This window comes from Streptomyces sp. NBC_01485 (genome assembly GCF_036227125.1).
GTDB lineage: Bacteria > Actinomycetota > Actinomycetes > Streptomycetales > Streptomycetaceae > Streptomyces.
Genome location: NZ_CP109435.1, coordinates 5,807,034 through 5,833,008, shown reverse-complemented (window position 1 = coordinate 5,833,008; position 25,975 = coordinate 5,807,034). Strand labels below are relative to the sequence as shown.

20 protein-coding genes and 1 pseudogene are annotated in these 25,975 nt (G+C 71.8%); 8 read left to right on the top strand and 13 right to left on the bottom strand.

Annotation, left to right across the window (positions count from 1 at the left end; translation table 11 throughout):
* Nucleotides 1–146 precede the first annotated feature (146 nt).
* Nucleotides 147–1,355 carry a nucleotide sugar dehydrogenase gene (locus tag OG352_RS26525; RefSeq protein ID WP_329220294.1) on the top strand — a complete coding sequence of 403 codons (1,209 nt, stop codon included), beginning with the start codon at nt 147–149 and terminating at the stop codon, nt 1,353–1,355.
* A gap of 103 nt (nt 1,356–1,458) precedes the next feature.
* On the opposite strand, the gene OG352_RS26520 is transcribed toward OG352_RS26525, so the two are convergent.
* From OG352_RS26520 to OG352_RS26505, 4 genes are all read right to left on the bottom strand, one after another.
* Complete coding sequence (locus OG352_RS26520) at nt 1,459–2,583, bottom strand: GuaB3 family IMP dehydrogenase-related protein (protein ID WP_329220292.1); 1,125 nt, start codon at nt 2,581–2,583, stop codon at nt 1,459–1,461.
* A gap of 127 nt (nt 2,584–2,710) precedes the next feature.
* On the bottom strand, nt 2,711–4,213 hold the full coding sequence (gene guaB, locus OG352_RS26515; protein ID WP_329220290.1) for an IMP dehydrogenase: 1,503 nt from the start codon (nt 4,211–4,213) through the stop codon (nt 2,711–2,713).
* A gap of 164 nt (nt 4,214–4,377) precedes the next feature.
* Nucleotides 4,378–4,965: a sigma-70 family RNA polymerase sigma factor gene (locus OG352_RS26510; protein WP_189718553.1), complete on the bottom strand. Its 588-nt coding sequence runs from the start codon at nt 4,963–4,965 to the stop codon at nt 4,378–4,380.
* Between the two features lie 412 nt (nt 4,966–5,377).
* Nucleotides 5,378–5,989, bottom strand: a complete 612-nt coding sequence (locus OG352_RS26505; protein WP_003948568.1) for a response regulator transcription factor — start codon at nt 5,987–5,989, stop codon at nt 5,378–5,380.
* 378 nt (nt 5,990–6,367) lie between these two features.
* Here OG352_RS26505 and OG352_RS26500 point away from each other — a divergent pair, with 378 nt between their 5' ends.
* Nucleotides 6,368–6,697, top strand: coding sequence for a WhiB family transcriptional regulator (locus OG352_RS26500; RefSeq protein ID WP_093777510.1), 330 nt, complete (start codon nt 6,368–6,370; stop codon nt 6,695–6,697).
* Between the two features lie 76 nt (nt 6,698–6,773).
* On the opposite strand, the gene OG352_RS26495 is transcribed toward OG352_RS26500, so the two are convergent.
* Nucleotides 6,774–7,682, bottom strand: coding sequence for a LysR family transcriptional regulator (locus tag OG352_RS26495; RefSeq protein ID WP_329220284.1), 909 nt, complete (start codon nt 7,680–7,682; stop codon nt 6,774–6,776).
* A gap of 171 nt (nt 7,683–7,853) precedes the next feature.
* Between OG352_RS26495 and OG352_RS26490 the strand changes: the two genes are divergently transcribed.
* A complete protein-coding gene (locus tag OG352_RS26490; protein WP_329220282.1) occupies nt 7,854–8,627 on the top strand; it encodes an SDR family NAD(P)-dependent oxidoreductase in 774 nt (257 codons plus the stop codon).
* Nucleotides 8,628–8,716: 89 nt separating this feature from the next.
* Nucleotides 8,717–9,424 (top strand): ester cyclase, encoded by a 708-nt coding sequence (locus OG352_RS26485; protein ID WP_329220280.1) that lies wholly within the window; start codon nt 8,717–8,719, stop codon nt 9,422–9,424.
* 115 nt (nt 9,425–9,539) lie between these two features.
* On the opposite strand, the gene groL is transcribed toward OG352_RS26485, so the two are convergent.
* The 4 genes from groL to OG352_RS26465 all read right to left on the bottom strand — a co-directional run bounded on the left by groL (nt 9,540) and on the right by OG352_RS26465 (nt 13,760).
* Nucleotides 9,540–11,165 carry a chaperonin GroEL gene (groL, locus tag OG352_RS26480; RefSeq protein ID WP_329220278.1) on the bottom strand — a complete coding sequence of 542 codons (1,626 nt, stop codon included), beginning with the start codon at nt 11,163–11,165 and terminating at the stop codon, nt 9,540–9,542.
* Nucleotides 11,166–11,273: 108 nt separating this feature from the next.
* Nucleotides 11,274–11,582 carry a co-chaperone GroES gene (gene groES / locus OG352_RS26475; RefSeq protein ID WP_020132158.1) on the bottom strand — a complete coding sequence of 103 codons (309 nt, stop codon included), beginning with the start codon at nt 11,580–11,582 and terminating at the stop codon, nt 11,274–11,276.
* Nucleotides 11,583–11,949: 367 nt separating this feature from the next.
* Nucleotides 11,950–12,744, bottom strand: coding sequence for a polysaccharide deacetylase family protein (locus OG352_RS26470; RefSeq protein WP_329220276.1), 795 nt, complete (start codon nt 12,742–12,744; stop codon nt 11,950–11,952).
* Nucleotides 12,745–12,806: 62 nt separating this feature from the next.
* Nucleotides 12,807–13,760 (bottom strand): polysaccharide deacetylase family protein, encoded by a 954-nt coding sequence (locus OG352_RS26465; RefSeq protein WP_329220274.1) that lies wholly within the window; start codon nt 13,758–13,760, stop codon nt 12,807–12,809.
* A 195-nt stretch (nt 13,761–13,955) separates the two neighbouring features.
* On the opposite strand from OG352_RS26465, the gene OG352_RS26460 reads away from it, so the two are divergent.
* A complete protein-coding gene (locus OG352_RS26460; RefSeq protein WP_329223969.1) occupies nt 13,956–15,173 on the top strand; it encodes a THUMP-like domain-containing protein in 1,218 nt (405 codons plus the stop codon).
* On the opposite strand, the gene OG352_RS26455 is transcribed toward OG352_RS26460, so the two are convergent.
* The 3 genes from OG352_RS26455 to OG352_RS26445 all read right to left on the bottom strand — a co-directional run bounded on the left by OG352_RS26455 (nt 15,151) and on the right by OG352_RS26445 (nt 20,289).
* Nucleotides 15,151–17,217 (bottom strand): cell wall-binding repeat-containing protein, encoded by a 2,067-nt coding sequence (locus OG352_RS26455; protein WP_329220271.1) that lies wholly within the window; start codon nt 17,215–17,217, stop codon nt 15,151–15,153. The genes OG352_RS26460 and OG352_RS26455 overlap by 23 nt on opposite strands.
* A 513-nt stretch (nt 17,218–17,730) precedes the next feature.
* Nucleotides 17,731–19,113 carry an endo-1,4-beta-xylanase gene (locus tag OG352_RS26450; RefSeq protein ID WP_329220269.1) on the bottom strand — a complete coding sequence of 461 codons (1,383 nt, stop codon included), beginning with the start codon at nt 19,111–19,113 and terminating at the stop codon, nt 17,731–17,733.
* Between the two features lie 105 nt (nt 19,114–19,218).
* Nucleotides 19,219–20,289 carry a LacI family DNA-binding transcriptional regulator gene (locus tag OG352_RS26445; RefSeq protein WP_329220267.1) on the bottom strand — a complete coding sequence of 357 codons (1,071 nt, stop codon included), beginning with the start codon at nt 20,287–20,289 and terminating at the stop codon, nt 19,219–19,221.
* Nucleotides 20,290–20,402: 113 nt separating this feature from the next.
* Between OG352_RS26445 and OG352_RS26440 the strand changes: the two genes are divergently transcribed.
* From OG352_RS26440 to OG352_RS26430, 3 genes are all read left to right on the top strand, one after another.
* Nucleotides 20,403–22,817: a glycoside hydrolase family 3 N-terminal domain-containing protein gene (locus tag OG352_RS26440; protein ID WP_329220265.1), complete on the top strand. Its 2,415-nt coding sequence runs from the start codon at nt 20,403–20,405 to the stop codon at nt 22,815–22,817.
* Between the two features lie 103 nt (nt 22,818–22,920).
* Nucleotides 22,921–24,411, top strand: coding sequence for a M48 family metalloprotease (locus OG352_RS26435; protein ID WP_329220263.1), 1,491 nt, complete (start codon nt 22,921–22,923; stop codon nt 24,409–24,411).
* Entirely contained in the window at nt 24,408–25,379 is a 972-nt protein-coding gene (locus OG352_RS26430; protein ID WP_329220261.1) for a hypothetical protein, read from the top strand. Before OG352_RS26435 ends, OG352_RS26430 begins: the two co-directional genes overlap by 4 nt.
* A 340-nt stretch (nt 25,380–25,719) precedes the next feature.
* On the opposite strand, the pseudogene OG352_RS26425 reads toward OG352_RS26430, so the two are convergent.
* Nucleotides 25,720–25,974: pseudogene (locus OG352_RS26425) on the bottom strand (hypothetical protein); the annotation flags it as partial.
* Between the last annotated feature and the right edge of the window lies 1 nt (nt 25,975).

Genomic DNA, 25,975 nt, shown 5'->3' with positions numbered 1-25,975 from the left:
GACAGATCGACCCGGCCGATCAACACGACAGATAAATCCCGCATAACGGTCATATTTACTCCTAGTCTGACATTGCGCTCGCCCATCCTGTCCACAGGGCTTGCGCACCTGTCCCACCTCGGTTATTGGGAAGGACGGCATACGCCATGCCCGCAGATCTCGCCGTCATCGGACTCGGCCCGCTCGGCCTGCCCCTGGCCCAGGCCGCGGTGGCCGCCGGCATCCCCACCCTCGGCTACCGCACCGGCCCCGAGGCCGGCTCCCTCAGCCCCGCCGAACTGCGCCGGATGCTCTCGGGGGGCTTCCGGCCCGCCACCAACCCCGCCGAACTGGGCCGCGTGCGCACCGCCGTCATCTGCGCCCCGACCCCGCGCGACGCGGACGGCGGACTCGACCTGAGCCAGGTGGAGGCGGCCGCCCGCACCCTCGCCGGACACCTGCGCCCGCACACCACCGTCATCCTGGAGTCACCCGTGCACCCCGGGACGACGGAGGAATTCCTGCGGCCACTGCTGGAGGAGACGTCCGGCCTCCGCGCGGGACGCGATTTCCACCTCGCCTACTCCCCCAGCCGGGTCGACCCGGGCAGCCGCGCCTTCACCCCGGCCAACACCCCGAAGGTCATCGGCGGACTCACCCCCGCCTGCACCGAGTCCGCGGCGGCGTTCTACAGCCGGCTCACCGACAAGGTGGTACGCGCGCGTGGCCTGCGGGAAGCCGAGACCGTGCAACTCCTGGAGACCAACTTCCGGCACGTCAACATCGCCCTCGTCAACGAAATGGCCGTCCTCTGCCACGACTTGGGCGTCGACCTGTGGGACGTCGTCCGCTGCGCGGAGACCAAGCCGTTCGGCTTCGAGGCCTTCCGGCCCGGCCCGGGCGTCGGGGGCCACTCCGTCCCCCTGGACCGCACAGGTCACCCCGGCAGCCCCCTGCGCATGGTCGAACTCGCCCAGCAGGTCAACAGCCGCATGCCCCGCTACGTCGTCCAGCGCGCCGCCGCGCTCCTGAACGAGCACGGCAAGTCGGCGCGGGGCGCGCGCGTGCTGCTGCTCGGCGTCACCTACAAGCCCGACCTCGCCGACCAGCAGGGCACCCCCGCGCGCGAGATCGCGATCCGCCTGATGGAACTCGGCGCGGCCGTCAGCTACCACGACCCCCACATCCCGTCCTGGAGCGTCCTCGACCGCCCGGTCCCCCGCGCCGACTCCTTCTACGAGGCCGCCGCCGACGCCGACCTGACGATCCTCCTCCAGCAGCACCGGACGTACGACCTCCAGGGCCTGTCGGTGAAGGCTCAACTGCTGCTCGACACGCGCGGGGCCACTCCTACGGGAGCGGCGCACCGGTTGTGAACCGGGGCGCACACGACCGCCCCGGCCCGCCCGCCGGGCAAGCGAAAGGGGCCGGTCGCCTCACCCGAGTGAGATGACCGGCCCCTCTCGACCGTCTGCGGGACTACCGTCGGTGCACCGAGTCCGCCACCGTGACCTCGACGCGCTGGAACTCCTTCAGCTCGCTGTAGCCGGTGGTGGCCATGGCGCGGCGCAGGGCGCCGAAGAGGTTCATCGAGCCGTCGGGGGTGTGCGAGGGGCCGGTCAGGACCTCCTCGATGGTGCCGACCGTGCCGAGGTCGACCTTCTTGCCGCGCGGCAGCTCCTCGTTGACGGCCTCCATGCCCCAGTGGTGGCCACGGCCCGGCGCGTCGGTCGCGCGCGCGAGCGGGGAGCCCATCATCACCGAGTCGGCGCCGCAGGCGATCGCCTTGGCCAGGTCGCCGGACCAGCCGACGCCGCCGTCCGCGATCACGTGCACGTACCGGCCGCCTGACTCGTCCATGTAGTCGCGGCGGGCCGCCGCCACGTCCGCGACCGCCGTCGCCATCGGGACCTGGATGCCCAGCACGTTGCGCGTGGTGTGCGCCGCGCCGCCGCCGAAGCCGACCAGGACGCCCGCGGCGCCCGTGCGCATCAGGTGCAGGGCCGCCGTGTAGGTGGCGCAGCCGCCGACGATCACCGGGACGTCGAGCTCGTAGATGAACTGCTTCAGGTTCAGCGGCTCGTGCGACCCCGAGACGTGCTCCGCCGACACCGTCGTACCGCGGATGACGAAGATGTCCACGCCCGCGTCGACGACGGCCTTGGAGAACTGGGCCGTGCGCTGCGGGGAGAGCGCGGCGGCGGTGACCACGCCCGAGTCGCGCACCTCCTTGATGCGCTGCCCGATCAGCTCCTCCTTGATGGGGGCCGCGTAGATCTCCTGGAGGCGGCGGGTCGCGGTGTCCGCGTCCAGCTCGACGATCTCGTCGAGCAGCGGCTGCGGGTCCTCGTGCCGCGTCCACAGGCCCTCGAGGTTGAGGACGCCGAGGCCGCCGAGCTCGCCGATACGGATCGCGGTGGCCGGGGAGACGACCGAGTCCATGGGGGCGGCCAGGAAGGGCAGCTCGAACCGGTAGGCGTCGATCTGCCAGGCGATCGAGACCTCCTTCGGGTCCCGCGTACGGCGGCTGGGGACGACGGCGATGTCGTCGAAGGCGTACGCCCGGCGGCCGCGCTTGCCGCGCCCGATCTCGATCTCAGTCACGTGTGTGGCCTTTCCCTGATGCGTTCAGCGTCTTCCAGTATCGCCGACGGGTACGACAAGGGGGCCACGGAGTGTCTCCGGGCCCCCTTGCCGACCGTGTGTCGAACGCTTCACGCGCGCGTGGACGTCACTTACTGCTGTAGTTCGGCGCCTCGACCGTCATCTGGATGTCGTGCGGGTGGCTCTCCTTGAGGCCCGCGGAGGTGATCCGGACGAAGCGGCCCTTGGACTCCATCTCCTCGATGGTGGCGGCGCCCACGTAGCCCATGGTCTGGCGCAGACCGCCGACGAGCTGGTGCAGCACGTTGCCGAGCGGGCCGCGGTAGGGCACCTGGCCCTCGATGCCCTCGGGTACGAGCTTGTCGTCGGCGGCGACCTCGGCCTGGAAGTAGCGGTCCTTGGAGTACGACTTGCCCTGGCCGCGGGACTGCATGGCGCCCAGCGAGCCCATGCCGCGGTACGACTTGAACTGCTTGCCGTTGATGAACTGCAGCTCGCCCGGCGACTCCTCGCAGCCCGCGAGCAGCGAGCCCAGCATCACCGCGTCGGCGCCGGCGGCGAGCGCCTTGCCGATGTCGCCGGAGTACTGCAGGCCGCCGTCGCCGATCAGCGGGACGCCGGCCGCGCGGGCGGCGAGGGACGCCTCGTAGATGGCGGTGACCTGCGGGACGCCGATGCCGGCGACCACGCGGGTGGTGCAGATCGAGCCGGGGCCGACACCGACCTTGATGCCGTCGACACCGGCGTCGATCAGGGCCTGGGCGCCGTCGCGGGTGGCGACGTTGCCGCCGATCACGTCGACGCGGACGCTCGACTTGATCTTCGACATCCAGCTGAGGGCGTTGCTGTTGTGGCCGTGCGAGGTGTCGACGACCAGGAAGTCCACGCCGGCCTCGGCGAGGGCCTGGGCGCGCTCCAGCGCCTCGGGGCTGGCGCCCACGGCCGCGCCGACGAGGAGGCGGCCCTCGCCGTCCTTGGCGGCCCGCGGGTACTGCTCGGCCTTGACGAAGTCCTTGACGGTGATGAGGCCCTTGAGGACGCCCGCCTTGTCGACCAGGGGAAGCTTCTCGATCTTGTGGCGGCGCAGCAGCTCCATGGCGTCCGTGCCGGAGATGCCGACGTGCCCGGTGACCAGCGGCATCGGCGTCATGACCTCGCGCACCTGACGGCTGCGGTCGGACTCGAAGGCCATGTCACGGTTGGTGACGATGCCGAGCAGCTTGCCGGCCGGGTCCGTGACCGGGACGCCGCTGATGCGGAACTTGGCGCACAGGGCGTCGGCCTCGGTGAGCGTCGCGTCCGGGTGCACCGTGATCGGGTCGGTGACCATGCCGGACTCGGAGCGCTTCACGAGGTCGACCTGGTTGACCTGGTCCTCGATGGAGAGGTTGCGGTGCAGCACGCCGACGCCGCCCTGACGGGCCATCGCGATCGCCATACGGGACTCGGTGACCTTGTCCATCGCCGCCGACAGCAGCGGGATGTTGACGCGGACGTTGCGAGAGATGCGGGACGAGGTGTCGACCGCGTTGGGGAGCACCTCGGATGCGCCCGGCAGCAGCAGCACGTCGTCGTAGGTGAGCCCGAGGGTCGCGAATTTTCCGGGCACTCCGTCGACGTTGGCAGTCATGACACCTTCCCCAAATGGCCTTGATCGGTGCGGATGTCCATGCTAACGGGAAGCGCACCTCCCGAATTCCACGGTCGCGTGTGACTGCGGGCTTCGTAGGTTCGTACGGAATCGGAGAGCGGCCTGTTCACCGAAGGCGCTGTTGCCGGGACTGGTCCGGCCTCCTACTGCTCGGCGAGTGCCCGCAGCCTGCTCAGCGCCCGGTGCTGGGCCACGCGGACCGCGCCGGGTGACATTCCCAACATCTGGCCGGTCTCCTCGGCGGTGAGGCCCACCGCGATGCGCAGCAGGAGCAGTTCCCGCTGGTTCTCGGGGAGGTTGGCCAGGAGTTTCTTGGCCCACTCGGCGTCGCTGCTGAGGAGGGCGCGCTCCTCGGGTCCGAGGGAGTCGTCGGGCCGCTCCGGCATCTCGTCCGACGGCACGGCCGTCGAGCCGGGGTGGCGCATGGCGGCGCGCTGCAGGTCGGCGACCTTGTGGGCGGCGATGGCGAAGACGAAGGCCTCGAAGGGCCTGCCGGTGTCCCGGTAGCGGGGCAGGGCCAGCAGGACCGCTACGCAGACCTCCTGGGCGAGATCCTCCACGAAGTGGCGCGCGTCGCCGGGCAGCCGGGACAGCCGGGTGCGGCAGTAGCGCAGCGCCAGCGGGTGGACGTGGGCCAGCAGGTCGTGGGTGGCCTGCTCGTCGCCGTCCACGGCGCGATGGACGAGTGCCCCGATCGTCCCCACGGCAGTGACCGCCTCGTCATCGCGCATCGGTCCATGGTGCACTGCGGCCGGAGTGGCCGCGGCACCGTGCCCGTCGTTGTGCACCGAAGCGTTATGAGCAGGTGCGCCGGCACTCATCCCCTGCGCCCTCCCCTTCCGCTCGACCGACTCGTCCCCGAGGAACTCCACACCTCAAGGATGCGGCATCCGCGGCGAAACGAGCAGCGGGCACCCGGCGAGGCAGGATGCCGCTCCCGCTCGCCGTGCGGCGGGAGGGGGGCTCGCCCGGCCTCCGGACCGCGTCTGAGCAGGGAGGTTCACCCATGACCCCGCTCCCTCACTGAATGACCGATGTCACCCTGAACCGGTCCGATCCGACCGGTCCGATCCGCCGGACGGCCCAGGACCTGTCCGGCTTCGGACCGGTCCTGGCCGCGGGCCGGGCGGGCGGGAACGGTCCCTAACGGACCAGTCCCCACCGGAAGCCGAGCGCCACGGCGTGCGCGCGGTCCGAGGCGCCGAGCTTCTTGAACAGCCGTCGGGCGTGCGTCTTGACGGTGTCCTCGGAGAGGAACAGCTCACGGCCGATCTCCGCGTTGGAGCGGCCGTGGCTCATGCCCTCGAGCACCTGGATCTCACGCGCGGTGAGCGTGGGCGCCGCGCCCATCTCGGCCGAGCGCAGCCGGCGCGGGGCGAGCCGCCAGGTCGGGTCGGCGAGGGCCTGGGTGACGGTCGCGCGCAGCTCCGCACGCGAGGCGTCCTTGTGCAGGTAGCCGCGGGCGCCGGCGGCGACCGCGAGGGCGACGCCGTCGAGGTCCTCGGCGACGGTCAGCATGATGATGCGTGCCCCGGGGTCGGCGGACAGCAGCCGCCGTACGGTCTCGACGCCGCCCAGTCCGGGCATGCGTACGTCCATCAGAATCAGGTCCGAGCGGTCGGCACCCCAGCGGCGGAGGACTTCCTCGCCGTTGGCCGCCGTCGTCACGCGCTCGACACCGGGCACGGTCGCGACCGCGCGGCGGAGCGCCTCTCGGGCAAGCGGGGAGTCGTCGCAGACGAGGACGGAAGTCATGGCCGCCCTCCGCAGCTGATGCGCGTCACCTTGTGCCTCCAGGCTGTTACGAATCGTCACCTGTGCGGTCGACCTCTCGGACGCCTGCCCGAGCGTTTGTGTTTCCAACCGCCACCGCACTCTCAACGACGGTCACTCGAAAGAGTTACGGGGCTGCATGCATTCTTCGGCACTCTACGTGAGGGCGCGGACACAGAGGAGTCAGCCACACGGACCCTCAAGCTTTCATCACAACCCGTGCCCCATTCGGCCCTATTTCTTCCCTTTTGCTGGTGTCTGAGGCTAGATTCGCAATGAGTCATATTTTCATCTCCTTAGATCGTAGTTGTACGGTCGTGGGCACCGTATCCGCTCAGAACGGCTACAAGGGGTCACGCAATGGCAGATTTCTCCCGCCTTCCCGGACCGAACGCGGACCTGTGGGACTGGCAGCTCCTGGCTGCCTGCCGCGGAGTGGACAGTTCGCTCTTCTTCCATCCAGAGGGTGAGCGCGGGGCGGCTCGGAGCGCTCGAGAGAACTCGGCCAAGGAGGTCTGCATGAGGTGCCCGGTCCGCGCGCAGTGCGCGGCGCACGCACTGGCCGTACGCGAGCCGTACGGCGTGTGGGGCGGGTTGACCGAGGACGAGCGCGAGGAGCTCATGGGGCGGGCGCGCAACCGCCTCGTGACGGCGTCGTCAGGTGCGAGAGACGCCGCTTCGAACACATGAAGGAACGTTTCTTCAAAGGGAGGGCACGCGCGCGTGCCCTCTTTTTCTGCTGGCGCGTCACTCCCTGGGCGCGTCGCTACTGGCGCGCCGCCGCCCGCCCCAACTGCTCCAGCGTGGCCGCCACCGCCGGCACCTGGGCCAGGTCGGGCAGGGTGAGGGCGACGATCTCCCGCCGTACCGCCGGTTCCAGCGTCACCGCGCGGGCGCCACGGGGTCGTACGGAGTCGATCGCGAGCTGGGGCAGGACGGCCACGCCGAGGCCGGCGCCCACCAGGCCGACCACCGCCGGGTAGTCGTCGGTCGCGAAGTCGATGCGGGGCGTGAAGCCCGCGCTCTCGCACACCTGGACCAGTTGGCCGCGGCAGCGCGGGCAGCCGGCGATCCACGGCTCGGCGGCGAGGTCGGCGATGGCGACGGCCTGCGCGCCCGCGAGCCGGTGCCGCTCGGGTACGAGGGCGACCAGGCGGTCCGTGAGCAGGGGCCGTACGACGAGGTCGTCCCACTCCTCGGCGGCCGGGGTGCCCGGCACGCGCGCGTAGCGGAACGCGAGCGCGATGTCGCAGTCGCCCTCGCGGAGCAGCTCGACGGACCGCGGCGGTTCGGCCTCCTCCAGGGAGACCCGGGTGCCGGGGTGGGCGGCGCGCAGGGCGGCGAGGGCGGTGGGGACGAGGGTGGAGCTGCCGCTGGGGAAGGAGACCAGGCGGACCCGGCCGGCCCGCAGGCCCGCGATGGCGGCGACCTCCTCCTCGGCGGCGGTCAGCCCGGAGAGGATGCCGGCCGCGTGCCGGACTAGGGCCTCGCCCGCCTGGGTCAGACGCATCGCGCGTCCGCCGCGGACCAGCAGGGGCGTGCCGACGGACGCCTCCAGGGCCTTCATCTGCTGGCTGACGGCCGGCTGGGTGCAGCCCAGTTCGCGCCCGGCCGCCGAGAAGGATCCGGTGGCGGCCACGGCACGCAGGACGCGGAGATGACGGGCCTCGATCATGCGGGGAGCATAAGGGAGGCTTGGGTGCGGGCGGTAATTGTGCGCCGGTGCTTTGACTTCCGGTTCGCCGTGGCACCGCTTGTCACGGGTGGGATGCTCACCGGGTCTTCACCTTTGGGAGGGCGCGTGCAGGGAGCGGACGCGGGGACTCCGGGTCACTAACCTTCTGCCATGACAACGGCTCTCATTACGGGTTCGACCGCGGGCATCGGCGCCGCGTTCGCGCGCAGACTGGCGGCGGACGGGCACGATCTCGTCCTCGTGGCACGGAACACCGAGCGGCTGCACGAGCAGGCGACCGAGTTGCACGACCGGCACGGCATCGAGGCGGAGGTGCTGACGGCCGACCTCGCGACGGACGACGGCATCGAGACGGTGGCCGCCCGGCTCGCCGACCGCAAGAACCCCGTCGACCTGTTGATCAACAACGCCGGCTTCGGCAACAAGGGCCGCTACCTCGACGTGTCCATGACCGACGAGCTGAAGATGCTCAAGGTGCACTGCGAGGCCGTGCTGCGGCTGACGTCCGCGGCGGCGACATCGATGCGGGCGCGCGGGCGCGGGGGCGTCGTCAACGTTGCGTCGGTGGCGGCGTTCGTGCCACGCGGGACGTACGGGGCGTCCAAGGCGTGGGTCGTGCAGTTCACACAGGGCGCGGCGAAGGACCTGGCGGGCACCGGGGTGCGGCTGATGGCGCTGTGCCCGGGGTTCGTGCGCACGGAGTTCCACGAGCGGGCCGGGATGGGCACGGACAACATCCCGGGGTGGATGTGGCTGGACGCGGACAAACTGGTCGCGGCGGCGCTGGAGGATCTGTCGCGCGGGAAGTCGCTGTCGATCCCCGACCCGCGCTACAAGGCGCTGATGGGGCTGGTGAAGGTGACGCCCCGGGCGTTGCTGGGCGGGATCAGCTCGAAGACGGGGCGCAAGTACGGGCCGCAGTGACCGTCCGGGCGGTGGGCAGGTGACGTCGGCGCTCCGGTGGGAGGATGGGCGTGACGGGGACCGGACCCAGGGGGGCCGGAGGCGGCGTCATGACGTTCGTACAGCTCATCGACTGCAGGACCAGCCGGTTCGACGAGATGGACCGGCTGATGGACACATGGGTCGAACAGACCAAGGGGAAGCGGACCGCGACGCACGCGGTGGTCGGCAAGGACCGTTCCGACGCCTCGCACTTCATCGAGATCGTGGAGTTCCCGTCGTACGAGGAGGCGATGCGGAACTCGAACCTCCCGGAGACCGGCAAGGTCTTCCAGGAGCTGGTGGCGCTGTGCGACGAGATGCCGACCTTCACCGATCTGGACGTCGTCCGCGACGACACGCTGTACGCGAGCACCGCGCGGCGGTTCTTCGAGGCGATCGCCATGCACGGCGAACTGCCGCCGCTCGACGGGCTGATCGCCCAGGACTACCACGACCATGATCCGTCCAACGAGCAGGACACCATGGGCATGGACGCGATGCGGCGCGAGGTCGAGATGTGGCGCGCCGCCTTCGACTTCGCGTTCCGGGTCGACGACCAGATCTGCCAGGACGACCGCGTGTGCACCCGGTGGACCTGGAACGGGACCCACAAGGGCGACTTCATGGGGATCCCGGCGACCGGCCGGAACGTGACCATGACCGGGACGACGATCCACCGCTGCACGGCGGACGGGAAGATCGCCGAGGCCTGGTGGGAGCACGACCGGCTCGGGCTGATGGGGCAGTTGGGGGCGCTGGACGCGCTGGAGCGGTGACAGAGCCGGAGCGCTGAAACAGAAACGCCGAGGCCCGGCGCCCCTTGTCTGCAGGGTGCCGGGCCTCGGTACTGCCGTGGTGCCGTTGTGCCGTACTGCCGTGTACCGACGTGTGTCAGTGGGAGTGGCCGTGGCTGTGGCCGCCGGCGGCCGGCTCTTCCTCTTCCTTCTTCTCGACGACCAGGGTCTCGGTCGTCAGGAGGAGGGAGGCGATGGAGGCGGCGTTCTCCAGGGCGGAGCGGGTGACCTTGACCGGGTCGATGACGCCGGCCTTGACCAGGTCGCCGTACTCGCCGGTGGCGGCGTTGAAGCCCTGGCCCTTGTCGAGCTCGGCGACCTTGGAGGTGATGACGTAGCCCTCCAGGCCGGCGTTCTCGGCGATCCAGCGCAGCGGCTCGACGACGGCGCGGCGCACGACGGCGACACCGGTGGCCTCGTCGCCGGTCTTGCCAAGGCCGCCTTCGAGGACCTTCGCGGCGTGGACGAGAGCGGAGCCACCACCGGAGACGATGCCCTCCTCGACCGCGGCGCGGGTCGCGGAGATGGCGTCCTCGAGACGGTGCTTCTTCTCCTTCAGCTCCACCTCGGTGGCGGCGCCGACCTTGATCACGCACACGCCGCCGGCCAGCTTCGCGAGGCGCTCCTGGAGCTTCTCGCGGTCCCAGTCGGAGTCCGTGTTCTCGATCTCGGCCTTGATCTGGTTGACGCGGCCGACGACGTCCTCGTGGTTGCCGGCGCCGTCGACGACCGTGGTGTCGTCCTTGGTGACGGTGACGCGGCGGGCGGAGCCGAGCACGTCGACGCCGACCTGGTCGAGCTTGAGGCCGACCTCTTCGGAGATGACGGTGGCGCCGGTGAGGACGGCCAGGTCCTGCAGCATCGCCTTGCGACGGTCGCCGAAGCCCGGGGCCTTGACGGCGACCGCGTTGAACGTGCCGCGGATCTTGTTGACGACGAGGGTGGAGAGCGCCTCGCCCTCCAGGTCCTCGGCGATGATCAGCAGCGGCTTGGAGGCGTTGGTCTGGATGACCTTCTCCAGCAGCGGCAGCAGGTCGGAGATCGAGGAGATCTTGCCCTGGTTGATGAGGATGTAGGGGTCCTCGAGGACGGCCTCCATGCGCTCCTGGTCCGTCACGAAGTACGGCGACAGGTAGCCCTTGTCGAAGGCCATGCCCTCGGTGAAGTCCAGCTCCAGACCGAAGGTGTTGGACTCCTCGACGGTGATGACACCGTCCTTGCCGACCTTGTCCATCGCCTCGGCGATGAGCTCGCCGACCTGCGTGTCCTGCGCGGACAGCGCGGCGACGGCGGCGATGTCGGCCTTGTCGTCGATCGGGCGGGCCGAGGCGAGCAGCTCCTCGGAGATCGCCTTGACGGCGGCGTCGATGCCCTTCTTCAGGGAGGCCGGGGAGGCGCCGGCGGCGACGTTCTTCAGGCCCTCGCGGACGAGCGCCTGGGCCAGGACCGTGGCGGTGGTGGTGCCGTCACCCGCGATGTCGTTGGTCTTGGTCGCCACCTCCTTCACGAGCTGGGCGCCGAGGTTCTCGTACGGGTCGTCGAGCTCGACCTCGCGGGCGATGGTGACGCCGTCGTTGGTGATGGTGGGTGCGCCGAACTTCTTGTCGATGACGACGTTGCGGCCCTTGGGGCCGATCGTCACCTTGACCGTGTCGGCAAGCTTGTTGACGCCGCGCTCGAGGGCGCGACGGGCGTCCTCGTCGAACTTCAGGATCTTCGCCATGGAAGCGGTTCAGCCCTCTCGGAAAACGTGGGACGAACGGCGCCCCCAGCACCCGGCTTCACAAAGTCGCGGGGGCCAGGGGCGCAGTTCACTGCAAAACTGGGTGAATTACTTCTCGATGATCGCGAGCACGTCGCGAGCCGAGAGGACGAGGTACTCCTCGCCGTTGTACTTCACCTCGGTGCCGCCGTACTTGCTGTACAGGACGACGTCGCCGACCTTTACGTCGAGCGGCAGGCGCTCGCCGTTCTCGAAGCGACCCGGGCCCACCGCGAGGACAGCCCCCTCCTGGGGCTTCTCCTTCGCGGTGTCCGGGATGACCAGGCCAGAGGCGGTGGTCTGCTCGGCGTCGAGCGGCTGGACCACAATGCGGTCCTCGAGCGGCTTGATGGCAACCTTGGAGCTGGTGGTCGTCACGATCCGACCTCCCCCTTCGGAGATCTCACGGGGTTAACTGTCTGAGGTGGCGACCAGGTGGATCCGTCGTCGCGGGTGCCGGACCTGCCCGTCGCTGTTGGCACTCTCCAGGGGGGAGTGCCAGAAGCGAGACTATGACTGCGATTAGCACTCGGTCAAGCGGAGTGCCAATTCCGGCGGCGCGTCGGCAGGTTTTTCGGCTGACGTGAGCGTTCTTTGTCGCCGTTTGTCGGTGTGGGCGTTGGCTGGGGGCTGCCGCCCCCAGGCCCCCGCCGTCGGCCCTTAAGGGGCCTCGTCCTCGAACTCCGCCAGAGGGGGACCCCCATCGGGCTGAAAGACAGACCCCGACCGGAGACGCGAAGAACCGTCAGACGTAGTCCTCCAACCTGCCCACCGTCAGGCCCTCTTCCTGTACCCGGCGCAGTAGTCGTGCCGTTCTGGATCGCATGCCGGGGCCCGATGTCTCGTCCGGGTCCACGGCGATGATGTCGCCGGGGTGGAGGTGGGGGGAGCCGTGGGTGTAGGTGAGGTCGGTGGGGCCCATGGAGGCTCGCCAGAGGATGATCGCGGCGATGCCGCAGTCGGCGGCGGCGCGGCGGGTGGTGGTGTCGTAGGTGCCGTAGGGCGGGCGGAAGAGGCGGGGGCGCAGGCCGAAGCGGGAGCGGAGTTTGTCCTGCTGGCCGCAGATCTCGGCGCGCTGGCCGGCGTAGGGCAGGCCGCGCAGGGCCGGGTGGTCCAGGGTGTGGTTCTGGATGTTCGCGCCGACGGACTGGAGGCGGGCGAAGTGGCCGTAGCCGGGGCCGACCACGGTGTCCGTCAGGAACACGCTGACCGGGAGGCGCAGTTCGCGGACCATGTCGACGAAGCGGGGGTCGCGTTCGGCGCCGTCGTCGTAGGTGAGGAAGACGACCTTGTCGGTGGTCGGGACATGGTCGACGACCGGGGGGAGGGCCGCCGTGCCGGGGCTGCCCGCGAGGGGGCGGGTGGCCGGGCGGGGCGGGGCGGGAGGCAGAGGGGTCGTCAGGCCCCAGCGGCGGTACGGGGCCTGGGCGGGTGGGACGACGGGTGGGTCGACCCGGGCCGCGGCCTTCCTGCCCAGGCGTTCGATCGGGTCCACGGACTGGGCGCAACCCGTCAGGGTCGTCAGGGTTGTCAGCGTCATCAACACCGTCGTGGCTGTCAGGGTCGTCTGGAGCAGCCTTGCCTTCGGGCGGGCCCGTGTTCTCACAGGTAGTCCTCCAGGCGGGCCACCGCGTAGCCCTCGGCCGTGACCTTGTCGAGGAACCTGCGGACCATGTCGGGCATCGTGCCCTTCCAGTCGCCGCGGCCTCGGAAGTGGCTCAGGACGATGTCGCCGGGGTGGAGGTCCTGGTCCGACTCGCGGTACTCCCAGTGGTCGACGAAGACCTCCTCGTCCCAGAGCGGGGCGTAGCGCACGCCGCAGGTCTTCGCGGCGCGCAGGGTGTCCTGGTTGTAGTTGCCGTAGGGCGGCCGGAAGAGGGCGGGGCGTTTGCCGTAGTGCTTCTCGATCACGTCCTGCATGCCGCAGATCTCGCGCTTCTGGCGGGCGTAGGAGAGGGCGGGCAGGTAGGGGTGGTGGAGGGTGTGGTTGTTGAGGACCACGCCCTGGGCCTGCATCTTCTTGAAGTAGCCGTAGTCCTCCTTGATCAGGTAGTCGCTGAGGAAGGCCGTGTAGGGGATGCGCAGTTCGCTCGTCATCCGCAGGAACGCGGGGTCCTTCTCGGCGCCGTCGTCGATGGTGAGGAAGACGACCTTGTCCTTGGTCGGGATCGTCGTGAAGACCGGAGGGAGGCCGAGTTCCTCGTGGTCGTCCACCTCGAAGCCCTCACGGGTCGGGATCTCCGCCTTGTGCGCGGGCGGGGCCGGGGGCGTCAGCGGGACCTTCCTCAGACCCCAGCGCTTCGCCGCGGCGACCCGGGCCTGCCGGGCGGCGCGGAGTCTGGAGGCGTACGAGTGCAGGGCGCGGGCGGGCGGGGCCTCGGGGGACGCCGCCCGGTCCGGCTGCTGGCCGCCCGGTGCGGGGCGGGTTCCCGTTCCCTTGCCTCCCTCTCCCCCTCCGCTGCCGGTGCCTGTGCCTGTGCCGCCTCCCGCGCAGCCCGTCGCGATGGCGGCCAGGGTGAGGACGGCTGCCGCGCTTCGGATTCCGGCCAGGCGCATTCCCGTAGGGCGCATTCCCGCAAGGCGCGGCACCGGGTGGCGATTTGGGCGTGCAGAACAGCCACCCTTGTCATCATTTTGTACGACAGGTCCCATGGCGCCGGATCCTCGCAGTCACCGCCCCCGAACCCCGCCCGACACCGCCGCCGGAAGCGCACCGTCCACCGACTGGCCCACAATGGCCCGGTGAACCCGGTGAACGACCTCGCGCCCCTCCTCACCCCCGAGGGCCGCGCCCTCCTCGACGCCGTGCGCGGCACCGACCCCGCCGACGAGCTCGCCGTCGCCACCCGGCTGCGCCGCGAGCACCCCGCCGAACTGGTGTCCGCCGCCCTCGGGCAGGCCCGGCTGCGGCAGCGGGCGGCGGCGAAGTTCGGGGCGTCGGACGCCGGGCGGATGTTCTTCACGCCGAACGGGGTGGAGCAGTCGACGCGGGCGAGTGTCGCCGGTTACCGGGCCGCGCGGATGAAGGCGCTCGGCGTGACCTCCGTCGCCGACCTGTGCTGCGGGATCGGCGGCGACGCGATCGCGCTTGCGCGGGCCGGGATCCGCGTGCTGGCCGTGGACCGGGACCCGTTGACGGCGGCGGTGGCGCGCGCGAACGCCGACGCGCTCGGGCTCGCCGACCTCGTCGAGGTGCGGGAGGCGGACGTCACGGACGTCGACACGAGCGGCTACGACGCCGTCTTCGTCGATCCGGCGCGGCGCGGCGGGCGCGGGCGCATCTTCGATCCGGAGGGCTACTCGCCGCCCCTGTCGTGGGCGATCGGGGCCGCGCTGGCCGCGCCCCGCGCCGCCCTGAAGATCGCGCCCGGTGTGCCGCACGAGGCGATCCCCGCGGAGGCCGAGGCCGAGTGGATCTCGGACGGCGGGGACGTGAAGGAGGCCGTGCTGTGGTTCGGGGCCGGCGAGCCGGGGGCCGTCCGGGCGACCCTGCTGCCGGGGCCGCGGACGCTGCTCGGCGCCGGCCTGCCCGACCCGGCGGTCCGGCAGGTCGGGCGGTATCTGTACGAGCCCGACGGCGCCGTCATCCGGGCTCATCTGGTCGCCGACGTGGCCCGGGAGCTCGACGGCGGGCTGATCGACGAGACCATCGCCTACGTCACCGCGGACGAGCTGCGCCCGACCCCGTACGCGTCCGCCTACGAGATCAGCGACCGACTCCCGTTCAACGTCAAGAAGTTGAAGGCGCTGCTGCGGGAGCGGGAGGTCGGGATCCTCACCGTGAAGAAGCGGGGGTCGGCCGTCGAGCCGGAGGAACTGCGCAAGAAGGTGCTGCCCAAGCCCCAGGGGCGGAACTCCGTGACCGTGTTCCTGACGCGGGTGGCGGGGGCGCCGACGATGCTCGTCGGCGCCCCCGCCGGGCCTGCCGCTGGTTCCGTTGCCGCTGTTACTGCCGGTGGAGCGTCTTGAGCGGTGCCAGGTTCCGGTGGGCGTCGGCCGGGGCGGCGGAGCGCTGCGCCGGGGCGGCGGGCGTCGTCGCGGCGGTCCGGCCGTCGTCGGTGCCCAGCGCGAAGGAGGCGGTCTGCCCCGCGCTCGGCGGGATGACGCCGTTGAAGTACGGGAAGTACTCGACGTAGGCGCTGCCCGCGCTCATCGTGGCGCCCGCCGTGTTCAGCGCGGCCGGTGAGATCGAGCCGTTGACGCCGAAGGCCGCCATGAAGTTGACGCCGGCGGACTCGCGCTGGAGGTAGTTGTTGACCTCCGGCGACAGGGTGGCGGCGCTGCTGGTCCACAGGAGCGGCGCGAAGACGTTCATCGCCGAGGCGGCCGAGACGCCGTCGCGCCAGGAGCCGGAGTAGGCGAGGGCGGTCTGGTTCGGCGCGGACCACCAGAACATGGCGATGGCCACCGAGATGGACGGGTCCGTGGTGCCCGAGATCGGGTAGTACGAGTACGTCGACGGCCACCGCGAGAAGCTCGCGTGGGTCAGCGCGTACCTCGCCGCCGCACCGACCGTGATGATCATGGTCTTGTCCGGGTTCAGGCTGTTCAGGTACGACTGCGCCGACGCGGGCAGCTTGTTGCCGTTGGTGAGGACGACACCGCCCGCGCTGGCCGCCCCGTCGGAACCGGCCGCGGCGGCCGCCGAGAGGGCCGCGCGGTACTCGGTGCCGCCGGCCAGGAAGACGTACTTCGGGGCGGAGCTGATGGTCTTGGCCACCGCGACCGAGGTCGCGTAGCGGTCCGCGCCGGTCAGCCGGACGGGCGTGTAGCCGAGCGCCTTCACCTGGGTGGCGACCGTGGCCGCGAGGACGGCCGTGCCGCCGACCAGGTAGACGGGCTTGCCCGGCTTCAGGGTCCGCTTCAGCTCGTTCTTCGTCGTCGAGGACAGCCCGGTCTTCGGCGTCATCAGCACCGGGCCCTCCTTCCGGCCGGCCAGGGCGGGCGCGGTGACGGCGTACGCCGGGTCGTCCTGGTTGACCAGCACCGCGGACTTGGCGGTCATCAGGCCGGGCACGCTCTGGCCGATGGTGTTCCAGGTCCAGCGGGAGGACGCGGTGGCGGTGAGGTAGGGGTTGGCGCCCCAGACCCGGGCGGTGGTGTTCTTGCGCAGCGGCTGCCAGTTGGGGTTGTCGCCGGTCGCGGTGTCCCCGACCTTGGTGAGGTCGCCGGTGGCCAGGTCGACGTACTCGGTGGTGTGCACGTCGTCGCTGTTCGGCGAGGTGTGGGCGTCGAAGACGATCCGCTTGCCGGTGGGCGACCAGGACGGGTTGGCGAACCGGCGCGGGCCGGTGGTGCGCTGCTGGACGCCGGTGCCGTCGGCGTTCGCCGTGAAGATCTGCGGGGTGCCGTCGGTGTCCTTGCGGACGAACGCCAGCTTCGTGCCGTCCGGGGACCAGGCGGGCTGCTCGGCGTTCGCCACGGCGAGCTTGACCGTCTTGGCGTTGCTGTCGAAGACGTACACGCCGGCGGCGTCGGCGCCGCAACTGCCGGCGCGGCGCTCGAACGCGACCAGGCCGGTCGGGCCGACGCTCGGCTCGGAGTCGCAGACGGTGGCCGGCTCCAGGTTCGCCGGCAGCAGCGGGCCGGGCGCCCACGCGGCGTCGGAGGGACCGTAGGCGAGCTGGCCGCCGCTGGCGAAGACGACGTAACGGCCGCCGAACCAGAACGTCAGGTCCTCGTACGGGGCGCTGGAGCGCAGGCCCTGCGCCCACGGCAGGACGATCTTCTTGGTGCCGTTGGGCAGGACGGTGGAGATCTGGCCGGACACGCTGGCCAGCCGGCTGCCGTCCGGCGCCCAGGTGGCGTAGCTCCCCACGTTGGGGATCCGGCTGACCTTGCCGGTGGCGGGGTCTACCAGCGACCCGCCGTCGCTGAGGATCCGGCCCTCGGTGCCGGGCCACGGTCCGGCGTCGTCGGCGACGGCTCCGGGTGCGGCGGCCAGGGTGCCCGCTGCGGCGAGCACCACCGCGGTGGCGAGCATCGCGGTACGGCGGCGCGTGAACAGTCTCAAGTTGTCGACCCCCCGGGTCATATGACGTCAGAAGTGCCGCGTGCGGGCGGGGTCGGCGTCTCTCCCCATGGGGTTTCCCCAGGCCGACCACACAGCCGTTCTACAGCGGCTGGATCACTGTAGTCCTCAAGGGGCACAGGGAGAACGGAGTTTCGAGTCAACGGCACTCCAAGGCCCGCGCCCGGGGCATGGTGACTCCTCGGGTCCGGTTGCGGTGAGGTGAGCCGGTCCTTTCCGGCCTCTCACCCATGCGTCGAACGGGAGCGGGCCCGATCGACACGGATCGACGCCCTCGCCGGAGAATTATTTCAGCGACTTCCACAGCGCGCTCGCCGCCGGTTCCCGGGCCACCACCAGAGCGGCGGCCAGGGTGAGGCCGGCGGCCTTCAGCACGGTCGCCCGCCGACCCACCCGTCCGTCCGCTGTCCGGCCCGCTCGCTTCGTGTCCCGTCACGTCTGCCGTCAGCCCGGGATCAGCCCGCGATCGGCCGGATCAGCCGGGATCAGCCGGGATCAGCCCAGTGTCACCGTCGGCACCGGATTGCTGCCGCTCCAGTTCGCGTTGAACCCGAACGACACCGAACCGCCGTCCGGGACCGTCCCGTTGTACGAGGCGTTCGCGCACGTGACGGCCGTGCCCGACTGGGTGCACGTGGCGTTCCAGGCCTGGGTGATCTGCTGGCCCGCGCCGTACGTCCAGGTCGCCTTCCAGGACGACAGCGAGGCGCCCGAGCAGGAGATCGTCACGTTGCCGGTGAACCCGGTGCTCCACTGACTGCCCACGCTGTACGTCGCCGTGCACGCACCCGTCGGCGGAGGCGTCGTCGTACCGCCGCCCAGCGCCTCGGCGATGCCGTAGTACGCCGGTTTCGGCGCGTAGTTCGCGTCGTACGGCGTCGCCGCCCCGTAGCCCGGGAAGGTGCTGTCGACCCAGGAGTCGGAGTCGGCGAAGCCCCACACGGTGAGGTTCACGCAGCGCGCGACCGCCACGCAGGCGGCCGTGACCGCCTTGTAGTCGGCCTTCTGCTGCGCGAGTTTCGCGCTGTCCGCCGGGAGCGCCATCCGGATGTCCAGCTCGGTGATCGCCACGTCGACGCCGAGGTCGGCGAAGCGCTGGATGTTCTGCTGGAAGGTGGATGGGACCTGGCCGAGGATGAGGTGGGCCTGGAGGCCGACCCCGTCGATCGGAACCCCACGCTCCTTCAGGGACTTGACCAGGTTGTACAGGGCGGTCGACTTCGCGTTGACGCCCTCGACGTTGTAGTCGTTGACGTACAGCTTGGCGGCCGGGTCGGCGGCTCGCGCCCAGGTCAGGGCGTTGGCGATGTAGTCGGTGCCGAGGCCGTTGTACCAGAGGGTCGAGCGGTAGGTGCCGTCCTCGTTGAAGGGCTCGTTGACGACGTCCCAGGCGGCGATCCTGCCCTTGTAGCGGCCCGCCTCGGTGTTGATGTGGTTCTGGAGCAGGGTGCTGAGCTGGGCCGACGTCCAACTGCCGTTGGTCAGCCAGCTCGGGTTCTGGCTGTGCCAGACCAGGGTGTGGCCGCGCACCTGCTGGTTGTGGGCCTGCGCGAAGGCGACGATCTGGTCGGCTTCCGCCCAGTTGAACGTGCCCTGCGTCGGCTCCACCGAGCCCCACTTCATGGCGTTGCCGGGGGTCAGCGAGTTGAACTGCGCCCCGGCGACGTCGCCGTAGGTCCCGGTGAGCTTGGATCCGGTGACCGCCGTACCGATGACCTTGCCCTTGGCGGTGCCGAGGTCGCGCAGCGGGGTGTCGGCCGCGTGGGACACGGGGGCCGCGACGAGCAGCGTCGCGGCGGCGGTGGCCCCGGTGACCAGGGCGGTCAGCCAGGTCCCCGCGGAGCGTGTTCGGGAGGGGGATGTTCTGGAGGATCTCATTGCGGGTGCCTCCGAAAGTTTCGGTCGTCCAACCGATTGACTTCGGAGGAGTGTGGAGGCGTCCTCCACACCCGTCAATACGTCAACTTCCAGCCACAGCAGCCTCTAAGGGGCTGGCTGGGAAACAGACGGCGCGGCCGTGCTTGCCCGCACCACCAGACTCGTCGCCAGTTCCACCCGCGTCGCCGTCGGCGCCTCCTCGGACGTCGACCGGCCCAGTTCCAGCACCAGCCGGGCCGCCGCCTCCGCCATCTCCGTCAGCGGCTGGCGGACGGTCGTCAGCGGCGGCCCGACCCAGCGGGCCACCGGCAGGTCGTCGAAGCCGACCACGCTCACGTCCTCCGGGATACGGAGTCCCAGCTCACGGGCGGCCTCGTAGCAGCCGAGGGCCTGGAGGTCGTTGCCCGCGAAGACGGCGGTGGGCCGGTCGGGGCGGTCGAGCAGCTCGCGGCCGAGGCGGTAGCCGGTCTCGTGGTGGAAGTCGCCGGTCATGACCAGCCCGGTGTCCACCGGCAGCCCGGCCGTCTCCAGCGCGGCCCGGTAGCCGTCCATCCGGGCCCGGCTGCACATCATCTGCGGCGGCCCGCTGATCGCCCCGATCCGCCGGTGCCCCAGCTCGACCAGATGCCGGGTGGCGGCGAGCCCGCCCTGCCAGTTGGTCGCACCGATGGACGGCACGTCGGCGCCCGGGTCGCCCGCCGGGTCCATCACCACGAACGGGATGGAACGGCTGGTCAGCAGCGCCCGCTGGGACTCGTCGAGCCCGGAGAGGACCAGCACGACGCCGTGCGGACGGCGGGCGGCGACCTGGTCGGCCCAGGTCCGCCCGGGTGTGAGCCGCCCCGCGCTCTCACTCAGCACGACACTCAGCCCGGCGTCCCGCGCCACGTCCTCCACCCCCCGGATGACCTCCATCGCCCAGGCGCTCTCCAACTCGTGGAAGACCAGGTCGATCAGCGGGGAGCGGGTCGCCTCGGCGCGGCGGCGCCGGTAGCCGTGGGCGCGCAGCAGGTCCTCGACGCGGGTGCGGGTCGCCGGGGCGACATCGGCACGGCCGTTGAGGACCTTCGAAACAGTCGGTGCCGATACGCCGGCCTCACGAGCGATCTCCGCGAGCGTCGCGGTCTGCTTCGACCGCGCTTCTGTCCGCGTTTCCACTGGCTCCGAGGGTGTCATGGCGGCGATCGTATCCCCACGCGACCCCTTGACGAACCCATGGGGACGCCATAGGTTCCCGGAACATTCGAAGTACGTTGCGAAACATTCGAATCCTTCGGGACAGGAGTCTCATGACCACCGCCCCCTGGCGTGACCCCGCCCTGCCCGCCGCCGCCCGTGTCGACGACCTCCTCTCCCGGATGACCCTGGAGGAGAAGACCGCGCAGTTGTACGGCGTGTGGGTCGGCGCCGCGACGGACGGCGACGGAGTCGCCCCGCACCAGCACGACATGACCGCCGACTACGACTGGGACGAGCTGATCACCCGGGGGCTCGGCCAGCTGACCCGTTCCTTCGGCACCGCTCCCGTGGACCCGGCGGTCGGCGCCCGCGCCCTGGCGCTCGCCCAGCGGCGGATCGCCGCGGCCGGCCGCTTCGGCATCCCGGCGGTCGCCCACGAGGAGTGCCTCGCCGGCTTCACCGCCTGGCGGGCCACCGCCTACCCGGTCCCGCTGGCCTGGGGCGCCGCCTTCGATCCGCCGCTGGTGGAGGAGGTGGGCCGGGCGATCGGCCGCGACCTGCGCGCGGTCGGCGTGCACCAGGGTCTGGCCCCCCTCCTGGACGTCGTCCGCGACCCGCGCTGGGGACGGGTCGAGGAGACGATCGGCGAGGACCCGTACCTGGTCGGCACGGTCGGCACGGCCTACGTCCGCGGGCTCGAATCGGCCGGGATCGTCGCCACGCTCAAGCACTTCGCCGGGTACGCGTCCTCGGCGGGCGCCCGCAACCTGGCCCCGGTCCGGGCGGGCACCCGCGAGTTCGCGGACGTCACCCTGCCCCCCTTCGAGATGGCGCTGCGCGAGGGCGGCGCCCGCTCGGTCATGGCGGCCTACACGGAACGCGACGGCGTCCCGGCCTCCGCCGACCCCGAGCTGCTGACCCGCCTCCTGCGCGACGAGTGGGGCTTCACGGGCACGGTCGTCGCCGACTACTTCGGCATCGGCTTCCTGCAGACCCTCCACCGGGTCGCCGGCACCCCCGTCGAGGCCGCCCGCCTCGCCCTGGCGGCCGGCATCGACGTCGAGCTGCCGACGGTGAAGTACTACGGCGACGTGCTGGTCGCGGCCGTGCGGGACGGCGAGATCCCGTTGGAACTGGTCGACCGGGCCGCCCACCGCGTCCTGCTCCAGAAGTGCGAGCTGGGCCTCCTGGACGAGGACTGGCGACCGGAGCCGAAGACCGCTGAGACCGCTGTGACCGCCGAGGTGGCCGAGACGGCTGAGACCGCTGAGGTGGCCGAGACAGGCGATACCAGCGAGACCGGCAAGACAGGCGAGTCGGAGACCGCCGCGTCGATCGACCTCGACCCGGCGGCGAACCGCGCCCTGGCCCGCCGGCTGGCGGAGGAGTCGGTGGTCCTGCTGGACAACCCCGCCGGCCTGCTCCCCCTCGCCCCCGACACCCGGATCGCGGTCGTGGGCCCGAGGGCGGCGGACGCCATGGCGATGCTCGGCTGCTACTCCTTCCCCTCCCATGTCCTCACCCACCACCCCGAGGCGGAGCTCGGCATCGAGATCCCGACCCTCCTGGAGTCCCTGCGGGCCGAACTCCCGCACGCCAAGGTGACGTTCACCGAAGGCTGCGGGGTCTCGGACCGGGATCCGTCCGGGTTCACGGAGGCCATCGCGCGCGCCTCGGAGGCGGACGTCTGTCTGGCCGTGCTCGGCGACCGGGCGGGCCTGTTCGGCCGGGGCACCTCGGGCGAGGGCTGCGACGTGGCCGACCTCACCCTGCCGGGCGTCCAGGGCGAGCTGCTGGACGCGCTGGTGGCGACGGGCGTCCCGGTCGTCCTCGTCCTGCTCACCGGCCGCCCGTACGCGCTGGGCCGCTGGCACGGGCGGCTGGGGGCGATCGTCCAGGCGTTCTTCCCCGGGGAGGAGGGCGGTCCGGCGGTCGCGGGGGTGCTGTCCGGCCGGGTGAACCCCTCCGGCCGCCTCCCGGTGAGCGTGCCCCGGCTGCCGGGCGGCCAGCCCTGGACCTACCTCCAGCCGCCCCTGGGCCTGGCCGGCCAGGTCAGCAACCTGGACCCGACCCCGCTGTACCCCTTCGGCCACGGCCGCTCGTACACGGCGTTCACCTGGGAGGACTTCACCGGCCCCGACGCGGAGATCCCGACGGACGGCTCGTACGACACGTCCGTCACGGTCCGCAACACCGGCGACCGGGCGGGCGCGGAGGTCGTGCAGTTGTACCTCCACGACCCGGTGGCCGGCGTGACGCGTCCCGACGTACGCCTGATCGGCTACCAGCGACTGGAGCTGGCGGCGGGCGGGTCGGCGCGGGTGACCTTCCACTTCCACGGCGACCTGTCGGCGTTCACCGACCGCGAGGGACGGCGCGTGGTCGAACCGGGGGCGCTGGAGCTGCGGTTGGGGACGTCGAGCGCGGAGGTGCGGGAAGTCGCCCGGCTGCGGCTGACCGGGCCGGTGCGCGAGGTGGGGGCGGGGCGGCGGCTGCGGTGCGAGGCGACGGTCTCGGACGACTGACGACCGCTGAGGTATTGAGTGCGGAAAGGGGGCGTCCCCGTGTCAGAATCCGCCGACCGTCCGACCACGCGACGGGAACGTGACGGAACGCGACGGGAACATCATGGACGCCCCCATACCCCCCATATCCGCCGGTACCGGTGCCGGTGCCGGCGGCGACCGCAGAGCCCGTGAGTGGCTGCTCGGCCTCGCCATGCTCGCGCTGGCCTGGCTGCCCAAGGCGGTCGTCGCGGCGGTCCTGCTCGTCACGTTCGTCGTCCTGGACGCCCGATGGCTCGCGGCCGTACCGCTGTTCCTGATCGCCACCGACGTCGCCAGGGCGCTCATGGCGGCCCGCCGCGCGCTGCCCGGCCGGGCCGTGCGTCCCGGGGACGAACCGGAGCTGGCCGCGCTGGTGCGGGACGTCGCCGAGCGGCTCGGCTTCCGCGAGCCGCTCCTCGTGCGGATCGTGCCCGACGTCCAGGCGTCGCTGGGACGCGCGCAGGTCGCCGGAGTGCACACCCGCGTCCTCCTCCTCGGGCTGCCGCTGCTGCGCGACCTGACCGAGGCCCAGTTGGCGTCCGTGATCGCGCACGAGCTGGCGCACGAGCAGCACGTGGGCGACCGCCGCCACACCCTGCTGCGGTCCGCCCGCGCACTGCTGGCGGAACGGCTGGACAGCCGTTTCCGCCCGCTCGCACCCCTGGCGGGCCCCCTGCTCCGCGCCTCACAGCCCCTCCTGCGGAAGAGCGAGACGGCCGCCGACGCCGACGCCGCCCGGATCGCGGGCACCGAGGACACCGCGGCGGCGCTGCGCCGGACCGGCCTGCTCCGGGCCGCGTTCGAGGGACTCGGCGAGGGCTGGCTCTCGGCGCTCGCCGACGAGGACACCTGGCCCGAGGACTTCTACGACGCCCTCGACGCCGCCCTGAGCGACCCGCACGTCGCCCGCCGGGCCGCCCGCGCCGCCGCCGAGGAGGACGCCGTCGACCCGTACGCCACGGCCGACCACCCGCCCCTCGACCACCGCGTGGCCGCACTGCCCACCCACACCGGGACCCCGTACGGCACGGCTCCGCTCACCCTGCGGACCGCGGCGGCCGTCGAGGCGTGGTGCGTCGGAGAGCTGAACCGACTGGACTGGGATCCGGAAGAGGGGCCGCGCGAAGACGAGGTGAGTCCGGTCCGCCTCCTCGACATGCCGCACAGCCGCCTGCGCGACCTCGGCTTCGACACCCGCCTCGTCCTCCTCGACGCCGTCCGCCGCGACAGCTCGACGGAGGCGGTGGCGCTGGCCCTGGACGCCCTCGCCGACGGCACCTGGCCCGGGCTGGCCCGCCGCGTCGACCCCGAGCTGCGGTGGGTCCCGGCGACCGTCCGCCCGGCGCTCACCCGGGCCGCCCTGGCCGGCGCCGTGAGCCCGCCCTTCGCGGAGGTGCTCTGCCTGTCGGGCTGGACGTACACCAGCCGCTGGCTGACGTCGGTCGTCACCGCGCCGGACGACGGCCGGGTCGTCGACCTGCACGACCTGCTGGCCGAGGCCGCGCGCAGCGGCGACCCCGAACCGGTACGCACCCTGTGGGCGTCCGCCGAACCGAAGGAGTGGGCCGTATGAGACGCCCCGGACCCGCCCTGCGCGTGGGCCTCCTGGGCGTGGCCGTCACGCTCGCCGGCTACGCCCTGTTCGCCGCCTGGCTCGGCCTGCACGCCCAGCGCCACTCCGACGCCCGCGACCGGGCCACGCGGACGGCCGTCGGCGTCGTCGTCAAGGACGGCATCGGCGACGACGACGACATCCGCGTGCGCTGGACGGACGCCGGGGCCCACACGCACGTCCAGCGCTTCTCGGTCTACGACACCGGCCGCTACGCCAAGGGCGCCCGCTTCCCCGTGGCATACGACCCCGCCGACCCGACCCCCACGGGCTTCCCGGCCGACCGGGACGAGACGGTGACGGAGGACGAGCTGATCTTCCCGGTCCTCGCGGGCGGAGCGGCCGCCCTGCTCCTGACCGGCGTCTGGGCCTGGCGAGGCCTGCGCTTCCGGCTCAGCGTGCGGCGTCCAGGCCACCGGCTGACGGGTCGCGTCCGCTTCGGCCGGCGCTACGTGGCGTGGCGGGCTCCGACGACGACGTGGATGGAGCTGAAGGGCCCCGAGGACGCCCGCCACTGGCAGCGCGTCATGTGGCACCCGGTGCTCGACGGGACCTCCGGCGAGGTCGAGGTGACCCTGCACCGCGCGGGCGCCGGAAGCCCGAGGCCGGCCGCCGTCACGCTCCCCGACGGCACCCGTCTGGTCCCCCTCGGAAGGCTGCGCGGGCACCGCCCTGCGTTCATGGACTTCGACGACCACGAGGCCGTCCGGGGCGACCTGCGGGACGCGTTCGTCCTGCCCGCCGACACCGTCGTACGCCCCGTCCGTCCCTGGTGGCGAGGTGCCGTGACGGCCGTGTCCGGCACCGCCCTCGGCGTCCTCACCGGCCTCGTCCTGAACGGCGGAAGCCTTGTCCCGGCCGTGGCCTTCGCCCTGTGCGCGGGCACCCTGCTGACGGCGGTGTGGGCGCTGTCGGCGCCTCAGGCCTAGCGGGCGGGCGGCGGCTTCCTGCGGGTCAGTGGCCGCCCGTCCGCTCCGCCCCCGTCGCGAAGAACCGTGCCACGTACTCCCCCGGCGGCAGCGTGCTCTCGCGCATGAGGGAGAACACCTCGGCGCCGTCCTCGGGGGCGGCGTCCATGGCGTAGGACTCGGCGAAGCCGGCGTACTCGACGTCGTCGAGGTCCGCGCAGTACTCGGCGGCCTCGGCCTCACCGCGCTCGATCGCCTCGTCGGGGGAGTGGGCGGTCCAGAGGGTGACCCGCTCCTCGTAGACGCCCAGGGACGCGTGCCGGAAGACGCACCGGACGCCGTACCAGGACGGTCGCTCCCCGACCGCCTCGAACCGCCACCGGTGCACGGCCCGCGCCACCAACTCCGCGCCGGGCTCCGGGAGTTCGGGGAGATCTGGGTCGTCGTACCCGGCGTCCCACCACGTGATGACGAGGACCCGGTCCTGCGGGGCTCGGAACGTCTCCCGGCGCAGCGGACGGGGGGTCAGTTCCTGGACGCGGGCGCGCGCCCAGGCGAGGAGGTCGGCTCCCCGGCCCTCCGCCGCCCGGGCCTCCCACATCAACGCGACGGTCACG